Source organism: Nonomuraea terrae, from assembly GCF_004348995.1.
Lineage (GTDB): Bacteria > Actinomycetota > Actinomycetes > Streptosporangiales > Streptosporangiaceae > Nonomuraea > Nonomuraea terrae.
In genome coordinates this window covers 1-12,167 of record NZ_SMKQ01000253.1, presented here as the reverse complement: position 1 = coordinate 12,167, position 12,167 = coordinate 1, and the positions used below count along the sequence as shown (strand labels likewise).

At 66.1% G+C, this 12,167-nt stretch carries 18 protein-coding genes; 5 read left to right on the top strand and 13 right to left on the bottom strand.

Annotation, left to right across the window (positions count from 1 at the left end; translation table 11 throughout):
- The first annotated feature begins 384 nt into the window (after window positions 1–384).
- The gene (locus tag E1286_RS41970; protein ID WP_132622117.1) at window positions 385–627 is read left to right on the top strand and encodes a hypothetical protein; all 243 of its coding nucleotides are present in this window, start codon (window positions 385–387) and stop codon (window positions 625–627) included.
- An 841-nt stretch (window positions 628–1,468) separates the two neighbouring features.
- Here the strand turns inward: E1286_RS41970 and E1286_RS41965 are convergent.
- From E1286_RS41965 to E1286_RS41940, 7 genes are all read right to left on the bottom strand, one after another.
- Entirely contained in the window at window positions 1,469–2,833 is a 1,365-nt protein-coding gene (locus tag E1286_RS41965; protein WP_132622114.1) for a tyrosine-type recombinase/integrase, read from the bottom strand.
- On the bottom strand, window positions 2,830–3,021 hold the full coding sequence (locus tag E1286_RS41960; protein ID WP_132622111.1) for a helix-turn-helix transcriptional regulator: 192 nt from the start codon (window positions 3,019–3,021) through the stop codon (window positions 2,830–2,832). Before E1286_RS41960 ends, E1286_RS41965 begins: the two co-directional genes overlap by 4 nt.
- Window positions 3,018–4,361 (bottom strand): replication initiator, encoded by a 1,344-nt coding sequence (locus E1286_RS41955; protein WP_246075629.1) that lies wholly within the window; start codon window positions 4,359–4,361, stop codon window positions 3,018–3,020. The genes E1286_RS41960 and E1286_RS41955 overlap by 4 nt, the downstream gene beginning before the upstream one ends.
- A 249-nt stretch (window positions 4,362–4,610) precedes the next feature.
- A complete protein-coding gene (locus E1286_RS48515) occupies window positions 4,611–4,772 on the bottom strand; it encodes a hypothetical protein (RefSeq protein WP_165970157.1) in 162 nt (53 codons plus the stop codon).
- A gap of 20 nt (window positions 4,773–4,792) precedes the next feature.
- Window positions 4,793–5,419, bottom strand: coding sequence for a DUF2637 domain-containing protein (locus tag E1286_RS41950; RefSeq protein WP_132622107.1), 627 nt, complete (start codon window positions 5,417–5,419; stop codon window positions 4,793–4,795).
- Window positions 5,420–5,440: 21 nt separating this feature from the next.
- Window positions 5,441–6,760 (bottom strand): FtsK/SpoIIIE domain-containing protein, encoded by a 1,320-nt coding sequence (locus E1286_RS41945; RefSeq protein ID WP_132622105.1) that lies wholly within the window; start codon window positions 6,758–6,760, stop codon window positions 5,441–5,443.
- Window positions 6,753–7,082 carry an SCO3933 family regulatory protein gene (locus tag E1286_RS41940; protein ID WP_132622103.1) on the bottom strand — a complete coding sequence of 110 codons (330 nt, stop codon included), beginning with the start codon at window positions 7,080–7,082 and terminating at the stop codon, window positions 6,753–6,755. The genes E1286_RS41945 and E1286_RS41940 overlap by 8 nt, the downstream gene beginning before the upstream one ends.
- A gap of 99 nt (window positions 7,083–7,181) precedes the next feature.
- Here E1286_RS41940 and E1286_RS41935 point away from each other — a divergent pair, with 99 nt between their 5' ends.
- Window positions 7,182–7,562 (top strand): GntR family transcriptional regulator, encoded by a 381-nt coding sequence (locus E1286_RS41935; protein ID WP_246075628.1) that lies wholly within the window; start codon window positions 7,182–7,184, stop codon window positions 7,560–7,562.
- On the opposite strand, the gene E1286_RS41930 is transcribed toward E1286_RS41935, so the two are convergent.
- Together E1286_RS41930 and E1286_RS41925 are read right to left on the bottom strand one after the other, a co-directional pair.
- Entirely contained in the window at window positions 7,522–7,707 is a 186-nt protein-coding gene (locus E1286_RS41930; protein WP_246075627.1) for a hypothetical protein, read from the bottom strand. The two genes, E1286_RS41935 and E1286_RS41930, sit on opposite strands and share 41 nt — an antisense overlap.
- Window positions 7,704–7,913 carry a hypothetical protein gene (locus tag E1286_RS41925; protein WP_132622099.1) on the bottom strand — a complete coding sequence of 70 codons (210 nt, stop codon included), beginning with the start codon at window positions 7,911–7,913 and terminating at the stop codon, window positions 7,704–7,706. The genes E1286_RS41930 and E1286_RS41925 overlap by 4 nt, the downstream gene beginning before the upstream one ends.
- A gap of 145 nt (window positions 7,914–8,058) precedes the next feature.
- Between E1286_RS41925 and E1286_RS41920 the strand changes: the two genes are divergently transcribed.
- A complete protein-coding gene (locus tag E1286_RS41920) occupies window positions 8,059–8,799 on the top strand; it encodes a helix-turn-helix domain-containing protein (RefSeq protein ID WP_132622097.1) in 741 nt (246 codons plus the stop codon).
- A gap of 3 nt (window positions 8,800–8,802) precedes the next feature.
- Window positions 8,803–9,279, top strand: coding sequence for an NUDIX hydrolase (locus tag E1286_RS41915; protein WP_132622095.1), 477 nt, complete (start codon window positions 8,803–8,805; stop codon window positions 9,277–9,279).
- On the opposite strand, the gene E1286_RS41910 is transcribed toward E1286_RS41915, so the two are convergent.
- Genes E1286_RS41910 through E1286_RS41895 form a run of 4 tightly spaced genes read right to left on the bottom strand, consistent with a single transcriptional unit; the run spans window position 9,247 to window position 11,379 of the window.
- Complete coding sequence (locus tag E1286_RS41910) at window positions 9,247–9,927, bottom strand: DUF6000 family protein (protein WP_132622093.1); 681 nt, start codon at window positions 9,925–9,927, stop codon at window positions 9,247–9,249. The two genes, E1286_RS41915 and E1286_RS41910, sit on opposite strands and share 33 nt — an antisense overlap.
- Window positions 9,928–9,934: 7 nt before the next feature.
- Entirely contained in the window at window positions 9,935–10,513 is a 579-nt protein-coding gene (locus tag E1286_RS41905) for an HD domain-containing protein (protein WP_246075626.1), read from the bottom strand.
- Window positions 10,514–10,553: 40 nt separating this feature from the next.
- Window positions 10,554–10,997 carry a GntR family transcriptional regulator gene (locus E1286_RS41900; protein WP_246075625.1) on the bottom strand — a complete coding sequence of 148 codons (444 nt, stop codon included), beginning with the start codon at window positions 10,995–10,997 and terminating at the stop codon, window positions 10,554–10,556.
- A gap of 22 nt (window positions 10,998–11,019) precedes the next feature.
- Window positions 11,020–11,379, bottom strand: a complete 360-nt coding sequence (locus E1286_RS41895; RefSeq protein ID WP_132622089.1) for a hypothetical protein — start codon at window positions 11,377–11,379, stop codon at window positions 11,020–11,022.
- A 150-nt stretch (window positions 11,380–11,529) separates the two neighbouring features.
- On the opposite strand from E1286_RS41895, the gene E1286_RS41890 reads away from it, so the two are divergent.
- Window positions 11,530–12,111, top strand: a complete 582-nt coding sequence (locus E1286_RS41890) for an XRE family transcriptional regulator (RefSeq protein ID WP_132622087.1) — start codon at window positions 11,530–11,532, stop codon at window positions 12,109–12,111.
- Window positions 12,112–12,167: the final 56 nt, after the last annotated feature.

The following is a 12,167-nucleotide window of genomic DNA, read 5'->3' as shown; positions in this document are numbered from 1 at the left end:
AGCGGCCAACGCCATCGATCACGTCCTGGCTTGGTCACACTTCCGGCGGCTTCATCAGACACGCGCTCTGATCAGCCACTACCGGCGACGCGGTGACCCATTCCCAGCGGACCTACGAATGTAGTACAGGGAAGTACAAGGGCGTCAACACCCGCTGGCGGGGACCCGACGGGCAGCTGTTCGAACTGCAGATACATACACCTTCGAGTCTGTGGGCGAAAGAAGTCACTCACGAGATATACGAGTACAAACGCAACTTGACGCCGGAGGACAGAGCACGCTTGGAAAAATATGAGAAGCAGATATTCGAGTCCGTCCCCGTGCCGCCGGGAGCCGGCGATATCCCAACCATAGTCAAGGGAAGTTGATCCGATGGATGAGCAAGTGACGTACTACGCCTTGATGTTCTCCGATGACACCAGGGAAGCACCCAGCGGGTTGGCACGTCGACGCATCCTGCAAAGTGGCGGAATCGTGGACGAGACTCTGCGCCGAGACCTTCAATGGCGCGAGAGCGACGTCATCGACAACTGGCGCCGAGGAGAGTCCAGCGAGGAGTTGGTTGAACTCAGCGAGGCTGAAGCCGAACAAGTCATAAGTCGGTTCCAGAAGATGTTCGGCCAGTAAGCGGAATACGGCTATCGAACGCCCTCAAGGCTGAAGCTACAAGCCATTCACGATCAGGTGGCATGCTTCGTTCCGAAGGTGCGACTTGTGATCGGACGGCGGGAACAACTCGTCGCATCTCTTGTCGAACAACGGAGTGAGCCGCTTCGCGACCCGGCCGCCTTTCAGCTTTTTATTTCTGGTCTTTTCCGCGCGATCAACCGGGGCCGCAGTCTTTCTGCGTGGACTCATTGGGACGTTCTGATGGCTCTGGGGCGGCACCGTCGAGACCGGCTGGCGACGATGGTGGCCAGATGTGACTCGCTTGCGCTTCGGCTCCTTGGGACTCGTCTTGGGCGTCGCCCGAGCCGTTGACGTCGGCGATGGAAGAGGCAGGACCGCGCCACCAGCAGCGCTCTGTTGAGGCGTTGGGACGGCGACGACTCTGGGCGGGGTGCTGGTAACACTCCAAACGTTGGACCAGATGCCGAAGCTTGCGCAGGTCAGGATTCCTGCGATGAGCGCTGGGCGGGCCAGACGCAGACGAGCCCAATGCCCACGCGGGGATCGCTCGGGCGGGGTCGGGGTCGCGTACGTTCGCCAGCCGAGAGAGTCAGACTCGGCAGCGAGGGAGCGCCGGGGGCGAAGCGGCAGGCCGTACGGGGGTCGCCGCAGCGGGCGGAGCTCTTTGGACGGTGAGACGGAATGGTCGCGGTCGGAGTGCATGGTCCTCCTCTCTTCTGCGCGTGCATGTCAGCGTGGCGCAGGGTCGCGGTGATTGGCCGGAGCGACGCGGCATGGCGAGCAAGCGCGAATGGAAACGGCCCCGGCGGATCCGGGGCCGAAGGTGGACAAGGGTGAGCTACGTATCCAAGGCGTCGTTGATCTTGGTATTGATCTGCTCTTGCTGGCCATCGATGCATTTGGCGTAGACCCGCAGGAGCACGTCCACGCTGTGACCGGCTCGTTTGGCTACCTCAGGAGCCGGAACGCCCGCGTTCAGCCAGAGCGAGACCGCAGCGTGGCGCAGGTCGTACGGCCTGGCGGCCAGCGACGAGGCGGCCTGTTCCGGAGTGAGAGCGAGCTTGCGAGCTTCCTGCCAAACGTAGGAGTGCGCCGAGCTGGAGTAGGTGCCGCCGGTGCCCGTAGCGAAGATCCTGCCGTCCTTCGCCGTGCCGTACTCGGCGATGTGCTCGCGGAGCATGGCGACCAGGACGGGTGGGATCGGGATCTCGCGTGTCTCCTTGTCCGCGCGGTGCTTCAGGCTGCGCGACTCGTGGGTCTCGCCCGAGTTGGTCCAGCGCTTCGTTGCCTGCGGCCGGGCCTTCTCCAGGACGATCAGGCCCCAGCCCGTCTCAGGGAGCTTGCAGTTTCTCAGCCGCAGGTCGGCAGCCTCCTCCGGCCGGAGAGCGGCGTAGTAGATGCAGCCGAACAGCGCCTTGAGCCGGGCACCGCGCTTGCGGCCGACCTTGGGCAAGGCGTCGAGGAGCCGACGGGCCTGAGCTGGGTTGACCACCGTGCGGGGGTCGATCACCGTGACCGCTCTGGGCGCTATCCATTTGATCTCATCCAGTGGATTGCTGCTGAACACCTTCTGCTCTACCGCGTGCTCCAGGAGGTGATGGAGGACGGCGCGCTTTCGCCGTATCGTGTTCGCTCCCGCTGGCGTGCCAGCGAAAGTGACAGAGATGGCGTCGAGAGCCGTACGGAGGACATGGGCCTCGCCGAGAGCCGACAGCGGGAAGGATGCCCTTTCCAGCCAGCTCAAAGCCGCGGTCTGCGTCGCCGTCAGCTCTGCCCGACGCTTCTCGGGAAGCAGCGCGTGAACCCGAAGAACCTCCCGTAGCTCCTCTGGAGAAGGACGGCGCGGCGCGTCAGCCACCAGAGCAGGGATCAGCGTCAGGAGGGCGTACGCGTCCGTTTCGCGGGTTCTGGCCGCTGAAGCGTTCCAGCGCCCAAGCACGTACGCCTGGGCGAACTCCAAGAACGACGGCCCTGACGACTTGCCGGCGAGCCTCGACACTGGCAGGCCGGTAGCGACGTCGAACTCCTCCCCCGCCTTCGCGGCCTGGCGCAGGTCCGACATGAAGGCGTTGGCGAGGCCCTTAGTTCGGAAGCTCTTGGACTTCTGCTTGCCCGCGACCCGCCAGCGTGCCACGAACACAGGTGTCTCGCGGTCCGTGCGGTGCTGGATTCCACTGAGCTTCACGTCGTAGGTGGTGTTCACGCCACCTCCCGACGCGAGTCGAGCCAGGCCATGAGGTCGCTCCGCCAGACGCGGAGTTCGTGATTCGGCAGCTGGACGCAAGCCGGCGCGCGTCCGAGCTCGCGCCAGCGGTAGAAGGTGCGCCGGGAGACTCCGCCCAGCTCGGCAAGGACCTGCGGGACGGTCAGCAGTTCGTCACGGCGGCTCATCGGGCACCGCCCGGGATGTCTGGGACGCGCGTTCCCGTTATCGCAGCGGCAATGAGCTGGTCGGCGACGCTGTAGCCCTTGCCGGCATAGGTCCATTCGCTGATGACGAGGATTGTGTCCTCGTCGAAAAGAGGCAGACGGCCGGTCGTGATTTCCTGCTCGCGGGCGTGCCGTTCCCGAGCCGCGCGGAGTTCTCCAAGGGTCGTGGAGTAGCGGCGAGATCGGGTGGAGAAGTGCCCTCGGAAACCGAGCATGTGCGCCCAGTCGGCAAGGCGGAGCTCGGCCAGGCCCTCCACCGTGGCGAGGCGGAGGCATTCGGCGATCAGGCGTTTGGGATGGTCTTTGAGGTTGTAAGCGTCAAGGTTGTCGAGCGGGTTGATCCGGCGGTCCAGCGTGCCGACGCACTCCGCTGCTTTCGTGGCGTACTTGGCGATGTAGCCAGCGACGGCCTGTTCAGTGAGGTCGCCGTTCAGAGTGATGGGGCGGATGTCGAGTTGGGCGCCCCACTTGAAGAGGCGCGCGGGTTGACCCTCAAGAGCGGGCACGAGAGCGCTGACGACGTGAGCAGCGTGCCGTACGGCCTGTGCCAGGGCATCAGTGGTGGCCCAAGAAGGTGGCGGCGCGGTCGGACCGCCGGGGCCGTCGAGGCGGATGACGGCGTGGAAGTGGACGACGCCGCGGCGTTGGTATTCGGCGACCTTGGCGAAGGAGACAGTGAGGTGTTCTCGGAGCTCTCTCAGGGGCAGGCCGCCGTGCTTGGCCAGGCGGCGGCGTAGGGAGTCTGCGAAGCGCTTCCACAGCAGCGGTGCCAGGGCGTTGAACAAAACCGAGCCGGTGTAGTCGTAGCAGTCAGGGCACAGCGGTTCGCCGAGACAGGGATCGTCCGGACTGTGCTTGGCCGTGCAGGACATGACGCGCCCGTGCGGGCATGCTTCGGCGTCCCGGCGTGCGTGGCAGGGCAAGACCTTGCCGTTCCGTTCGCGACGAGTATGGACCGCTCCAAAGCTCGGCGCGGTGAGTGTGGCGAACAGGGTGGGGTGAGCGGTGACGCTGTCCGGTACGCCCTTGCCGCCCACCAGGCCCGCCCGAATGAGCTGGTACGTGTCCGAGCGGTACACCTCGGCGCAGGACGGACAGCGGGACGCGCGGCGAGTCTTGCAGGGCAACCGAAGGATGCCATCCGGTTCATGGCGGGTGGTGTAGCGGTGCAGGAGTTGGCCGGTGGCACCGTCGTAGTGTTCGACCTTGCCGCGTAGGTGAATGGGCTGACGGCAGCCGGCAGTAGCGCGGATCTGAGCAGCCCAACGGTCGTAGTCGGGCGCGTTGAGTCGGGCGATCACGCCCGCAAGAGCGTGCGAGTTACTGGTGCATGTGGGCAAGATGGAAGCCTCCTTTCGCTCGTTCGGGTGAGGGGATGGCCCCCGACCTGGCGTGTGTCTTGGCGGATGTGCGGCCAGGCCGGGGGCGCTGCGCGTTATGCGCCGTGGTTGTCGATGCCGGTTCCGTCGCAGTCACGGCAGCGGTCGCGGTCGTTGTCGAGACCGGTGCCGTTGCAGGTGCAGCAGCGGTAATGGATTTTCACGGGCTGCTCACCTGCCTTGGCGCGGTGTCGTGGTGAGGTAGATGCGCCACTGGTACGGCCTGGCGCGGTCGGGATAGAGCCGTGAGACACCGACGACAGTGAAGTTCAGGCGCAGGCGGAGCAGGGCGTCGATGACTTCGGCACGAGTGCCGTCGAGGCGGATGCGCATGGTTGGATCTCCCTTCTGAATCAGGCGGCGCGCAGGACCTGGAGCAGGTCTGTGGCGAGTTGGCTGGACACGCCAAGGTGAGCGCGCAGGACATCGCGGGTGATGGGCTTGCCGTGCTTGGCCTGGTGTTCGTCGGCAACGCGGCGGGCGTAGGCGATGAGTGCTGGTGCGGGGCCGTCCTTCTCATCACTGGGGACCAGATCCGGAGCGAGTGACGGTGCCAGGACAGCTGAGGTGTCCGGGGCCTCGGCTGTCGAGGGACGAACCTGTGCGGCGCGGCGTTCGAGCATGGAGATGGCGAGCAGGAACGCCCCGGCCGGAGTGGCGGCGGTGACCCAGCCCCACACGGTTGGAGCGGCTTGGGCGAGGTTGGCGGCCAGAGACAGGACGATGCCTCCGGTCAGGACGAGGACCGGCCAGGAGAGGCGACCTTGCCGAGTTCTGCCGGTCCTGTTGTCGCGCTGCCGTTCGCGGGCGGCCATGACACAGGTCAGGTCGATGCAGACGGCGACGGCCCAGGACATCCAGCCGGTCTGGCCGTGTTCGGCCGCCGTGTCGCGGATGTGGGTGAACGATCCGGCACCGGCGATGACAGCCAGTACGAGCACCGGGCCGGAGTCCAGCAGCCAGTCGGCCATGCGTCGCATCGTTGCCCTCCCTTCGAACTCTCAGGCGTTGACGGCTTCGGGTAGGTGGCTGGTGATCTCGTCCCAGGACGGGGTCAGGTGGGCGTAGGTACGGGCGGCGTGTTCGGCTGCCTGCTCGGTGACATAGAAGGAGCGGGCGCGGTACCACTGGCCGTCCTGGCCGGCGATGATGGCGACGCCCGGCGTCTCGGCGGGTATGGCGCGGGCGGAGACCAGGGCGGCGGGGTCGAGGTCGCCGAGCGTCATGGTGGCGGTCTCGGGATCGTTCACCCGGTGACAGATCCGTCCGGAGCACTGGGCCCGTAGAGCGGTGACGCCGGGCCCGAGGTCTGAGCCGATCCGCTGACCGCAGCAGAACAGGTAGATACCGAACGCCCGCCCGAGCTGGGCCACCCTGAGCAGCGCCGTTGAGCTCTTGGCGATCTCGTCCTTCTCCGACTTGTCGGCCATCAGGTAGAGCTCGGCCAGCTCATCGACCAGGACCACGACGGGGACCGGCCGGATGCCGGGCGGAAGCTGCCAGATGTTGCGGGCCCCTGCCTGACGGCACAGCCCCATCCGGTCGACCATCAGCCCGACGAGGTCATCCAGCAGACCCACCGACTCGGCGCGCGAGGTCGCCAGCGCGGAAAGACGCGGACTGTAGGGCGTGAACTCGACCCCACCTTTGAGGTCGAAGCCGACCAACGCCACGGGTTGAGCAGCCAGTCCGACGATCAGAGCGTTGGCGAGGTTCGACTTGCCGGACTGTGTGGCTCCCGCGTTCATCCAGTGCGGCACCGTCCGGAAGTCGATGATCCACGGCCTGCCGTTCTCCAGCCGCCCCACGGTGACCTTGAGCAGTTCGTTCGATGCGGGCAGGTGATCGACCTTGACCAGTGGGTCTCGCATGGTGGCCATCAGCACCACCCGCCCGGGCCGGCGAGAGGAGGCGCGTATGGCGTGTACACCCCAGGAGTGGGCCAGCCGTTCTGCGGCGTCGGCGTAGTCGCCCGGCGTCTGGCCTTCCAGGGTGTGCAGGGTGACGCGCCAACCGTGCTTGGTCGGCAACGGCAGCCACATGAAGGGCGCGGTGTCCACCGCGATGCGCTGGAAGCGACGCTTGACCTTGACCACACCTGTGGAGGCGACCAGGCCGGGGACGGTGGTGAACCAGAAGCGTTGCCGCTTCTTGGTCAGCCCGCAGCCGAGGGCGACCCGTCGCCAGGACGCGCGTACGGACAGCGCGGTGATCGGAAACCCGACCACCAGCCAGAACGATGGGTGGTGCCAGCGGCGCCAGGCCCACAGCCCGGCCGCGAGAGCGGCCAGGGCTGCGAGCAGCATGAGCTCATCACGCATCGACGCTCTCCCGGGCGGGGAGCAGCCTTTCGGCGCGATAGCTGATGCCCCACCGGCCGGCGATCTCCCAGACGTAGCCGAGTAGGCCGATGGGATTGACCTGGTCACCGACGGCGATGGGCGGCTCTCCGGTGGTGGCGATCCTGACGAGCTCGATCCGGCCGAACTCGTCCTCCACCGAGACGGTGACCTCGAAGACGGTGTTGCCGTTCTTGTCGGTCTTGATCTCGCCGGTGTCCTTGTTGAGCAGGCGCGGCCGCGGAGCCTTGACGCAGGTGATGGCGAGCTTGCTGGTGTCGACGGGGATCGGGACTGAACGCATGGGCTGTGACCTCCTTATTCGTCTTAGCCAACATAGTTAACCTAGTTGGCTCGGTTGTCAACGTCCTCTCGGTTGGCTTGGTTGTTGTTTCGTGGTGTGATGGACGCGATGGTCAAGAACACCGGGCGTCCCGGCTACCTCCAGATCGCCGACGATCTCCGAGCGCAGATCCGCGGCGGCGCCCTCGCGCCCGGCAGCCTCTTGCCGTCCACCGCCCAACTGGCCGAGCGGTACGACGCCTCACTGTCAGTGGTGAAGATGGCCGTCGGCATCCTGCGTAACGAGGGGCTCGTGATCGGCCAGCAGGGCAAAGGCGTCTTCGTCCGGGACGCCGAAGTCGCTCCGGCCACCGCCGGCGCCCTGGAGGGCGAGGTGGCCGAACTGCGTACCGCCGTACAGGACCTGTCCGCCCGGCTGGCCAAGGTCGAAGAGCAGTTGGCTACGTCCACGACACACCGCCCCGGACGTAGCAGCCGGTAACCTTCCGCGCCAGCGACGCGGACGCCCCGTCCGGGCCGTGGCGCAGGCTCAGCGCCTTGTCCTCCCGGCGGATACCGACCAGGACCATGACGTACCCGACGAACAAGGTGACACCGAGCGCTCCGGCGATGATCAGGGGAATCACGTCCAGCTCACCCCCGCAGCGTCACGGCCACGCGGAGCACGCGGGGGACGGCGGATCTCGCCGCGCCCCTCGCCGTCCTTGCGCCTGGCTGCCGCCCGCCTCCTGAGCCAGCGGTCCCGGGACCGGCACTTGCGGCAGTTCGTCTTCCCCTGGTCGAGCAGCGCCCCGCACGCGCAGGTGGGCTCCGGGTAGATCTCGTGGTTCATGTGATCACCTCTCCTTTCGGTCGCTCCGGCGTTGCGATACCGAGAATGCGACGGAGAGTCAGGACGAGATCACTACACGACGGGACATGTTCAAGACGTCCGGCCTACGATGTCCAGGTCCCCGGACGTCCCCGGAGCAGGTGAGATGGCGAACGAACGGCTACGCGCCGCCCTCCTACAGAAGGGCGTGAGCATCACCGACCTGGCCAACGCGATCCAGGTTGACCCCAAGACGGTTGAACGGTGGATCACCAAGGGCCGAGAGCCGTACCGAAAGCACCGCTTTGCGGTGGCTTCTTACCTCGGCACCGAGGAGACCTACCTCTGGCCAGAGGCGCTGACCCGCGAACAAGTCGCCTCAGCGTCAGAGTCCGAGATCGTCACCGTCTATCCACACCGGTGGGCTGTCCCAAGGGACGTGTGGGGACGACTGTTCGCGAGCGCATCCGAGGAGATCGGTGTGCTCGTCTACAGCGGGTTGTTCCTCGCCGATGACACCGGCATGGTCCGCATGTTCGGCGAGAAGGCGGACGCCGGAGTGCGGGTGCGCATCCTGCTCGGCGACCCAGACTGCGCCGAGGTGGCCCAGCGCGGCAAGGACGAAGGCATCGACGACGGCATGGCCGCCAAGATCCGCAACGTTCTCGTCCTCTATCGCTCCCTACGCGAACGGGAGAACGTCGAGTTCCGGCTGCATGCCACAGTGCTGTACAACTCGATCTACCGCGCCGACGACCAGTTCCTCATCAACACCCATGTCTACGGCGTCCCCGCCGGCAACGCGCCGGTCCTGCACCTGCGTAAGGTCATCGGCGGAGACATGGTCGCCACCTACGCCGAAAGCTTCGAGCGCGTCTGGGACGGCGCGCGGCCAGTAGGGTTCTGAGCCATGGCCAAGCGGATCGACTACTACGACGACCCCGACGCCCCAGCGCCCAACAGCCTGGTCCCGTCCGTGAACGTCATCGTCACCAACGCCGCGGACGAGATACTCATGATCCGCCGCAGCGACAACGGCAACTGGGCCGTCCCTGGCGGCGCGATCGACCTCGGCGAGTCGATCCCGGCGGCAGCCGTACGGGAAACACAGGAAGAGACCGGCATCCTCTGCGAGATCATCGGCCTGGTAGGTACCTACAGCGACCCCAAGCACGTCATCCTCTACACATCGGACGGCGAGGTTCGCCAAGAATTCTCCCTGGTACTCACCGCCCGCCCCGTCGGCGGCGAGCCGCGGCCGAGCAGCGAGTCTCGCGAAGTCCGCTGGGTTCCACGCGAGCAGGTCGCCGACTTGCAGATGGACCGGTCGATGCGGATGCGGATCGAGCACTTCCTAGCTGGCACCGGCCTGCCGTACATCGGTTGAGTCGAGGAACTGCCGTCTCTTCGGAAGCCACCGAGCGAGGTCGCCGCTCATACAACTGCCGGCGAACTCGCACATCAGCCGTGTGTACTCCTTCCGCCTCGCAGGGTCCATGCCCGCCATGGCCGAGCTCTCCCAGAGACCGCCGGGCCCAAGGAACCGAGCCGCGCGTTCGGTCGAGTGCAACTCGTCCAGATAGAGAACAGCCCCCATCGCATCGTCCTGGTTGTAAGGGCACGATCGCTCCGGGAGCCACCGGTCCAGGTACGCCGTGAGAATCTCCGCGTCGCGCTCTTCGCCGAAGCGCGCCAGCGCGAAGCAGTACCCCTGGCCGGCGTAGACGAGTTCGCTCTCCAAGAGCAACTCGCCGAGCTGCTCGCGGAGGTGGGTGCGCCGATCCATGCCGATCAACCACGCCGCCGTCAGCCGTGCCCGCCACTCGCTGTCCAGCAGGACTCGTAGATCATCGTCCGTGATCTCCCGCGCGTCTTTGGCCAGTGACCCCGCGAATGCGCGGAACGCCGGCTCAGGCAGCGCCAGAAAGTTTCCATGCAGCAGCTTGAGGTAGCGGCGGACGTCGCCCTCACCAGGATTCACATAGCGCTGGGCCAGCGCCATCATCTGGCCATCTGGCGGAATCGGGAGGCGCATCCGACCATCATGCCCGGGCGCTCAACGCCGCCTCTACAGAGCGGACCGCGGCGAGGATGCACGGCGTTGACGTGGTGATCGAGCGCGAGACGAGGTGCTCGGGGCCATAGCGTGAGTGGATCTCCGCCAGGCGCTCGGTGACGTCCAGATGGATGCCATCCGGGCCGGTGGTCATGTCGCAGTAGGTCAGCGCCTCGACCAACTCCGGACGTTCCTCGTCGAATTCGGATGTGAGCGCCTCGAAGAGGTTGCGGTTGAGCGCCTCGTTGACCGCGCACGAGTGATGCGCGACCAAGCGGCACAGCCTGTCATCAGCCTTGATGACATCGCGCAGGTAGCGGGCCCCGTCGAGCGGGTGGAAACCCGTCTCCACCAGGTTTGGGGCGTACCCGATGTCATGCAGGTACGCCGCCGCGATCAGCGTGTCGGTCTCCTCGCCGAGAACGGGAGTCAACGATGCCGCCCTCTGCGCCACGCCCTGCGTGTGCGCCCACCGCCGTGGCAGCGCCGTGGCTAGGAGATCTTCGGCCAGGTCACGTGCCCATTCAGCTTGTCCCACACCGCCCACGATAGGCATGCCGGACATGAACGGATCTAGAGGGTAGAGCTGGACGTCTCAAGACGTCCTATGCCGAAGGTCGAACAAAGCGACCCCGTCCATGTCGGGCCACCACCAGGCCCTCACGTTCCAGCACGGCAAGCGCCTGCCGCACCGTAGTGCGCGAGGCTCCGTAGCGCCGTCGCAGTCGCGCCTCACTCGGCAGCGCACCACCAGGTGGCAACTCCCCCGATTGGATCCGGGCGCGCAGTTCTGCGGCGATCGACAGATAGCGGTACGGCGCAGGCTGCTCACCAAGCGCGGCCACAAGCCGCCCCTTGGAAGGCACGGTGGTGATCAGCCCTTCATCTTCCAGGAGCGCCAGACCGCGCCGTACGGTGTTACGGGCGACACCGAACTTCGTGCACAGCTGCGCCTCAGAAGGCAGCACGCCACCTGGCGGGAACTCTCCGGCGACGATCTGCTCGCGGAGCCGGTCGGCGACCTGAGTGTAGACCTGACCTCCGGTCAACCACCTGTCGGTAGCCACTGAGTCAGACGCGGTAAGCATCGATGATCTTGCTCAGGTCGACGCTGAGTTCGCCTTGTTCGCCCTCGCGCCACCCCTCCCGCGCGGCCTGCTCGATCCGATCCACGGCGACCGGCATCTGCAGGAATGACACGCGCTCGTCCCCCTGATCGCCCCAGTAGAACCAGCAGAACGGCAGATGCACGAACACCCGCCGCATCTTGCAGAGGCTGTCGGTCACGTCGAGAGCCGGTCGCCCGTCCTCGGCCACCACGAGCACCGCCGTGACCTCACGCATGGCCAGCTGCTTGCCCAGTGCGCTCAGCAACCGCTTCGCGTACGCCTTCTGCTGCTCCTTGACTGTTTGACTCGGCCGCATGCTCACCCTCCTGATTGCGTATACGTCCGGTCTGCTGCTCGCGATCGAGCGTCTCGCCACAGCCGGGGGCCGGAACACCGCAACTCTGGGACGTCTAGGGACGTCTCGTGTTAACGTCCCAGCAAGGACGGCATCCGGAGAGGAGCAGGCGATCCCGTGAACGACAACCTGCGTCACGCCATGGCCGCCGCCCGCCTCCAAGCAACAGATCTCGCCACCGCCCTCGCGGTTGACCCCAAGACGGTGCATCGCTGGCTGAAGGGCCGCGTCCCCTACCCACGTCACCGCTGGGCCGTCGCCGACCTCCTTCAGGTTGAGGAAGCCGACCTCTGGCCGGGAAGCACCCAGCGGCACTGCGCTTTCAACGACGAGGTCCAAGCCATCTATCCGCACCGCTGGGCCGTCCCACGTGCTACATGGCGACATCTGTTCCAGTCAGCCACACGCGAGATCGGCATCCTCACCTACAGCGGACTCTTCCTCGCCGAGGACACCGGCATCATCCGCCTCCTGTCCGACCAAGCCCATGCGGGCGTGAGGGTACGCATCCTGCTCGGCGATCCAGATGCCCCCGCAGTAGCGACGCGTGGCATCGATGAGGCAATCGGCTCGACCGTCATGGCCGCCCGGGTCAGCAATGCCCTGACCTTGTATCAACCCCTCGCCGGTACTACATCCGTAGATCTTGATTCGTTTGGCTCCGCCACGGGATGTAGTTGCTTCATCGTCAGTGCGTGACATGCGCTCTGACCTACGATCTTGTCGTGTCCTGGGATACGGAACTGACCGCGCTG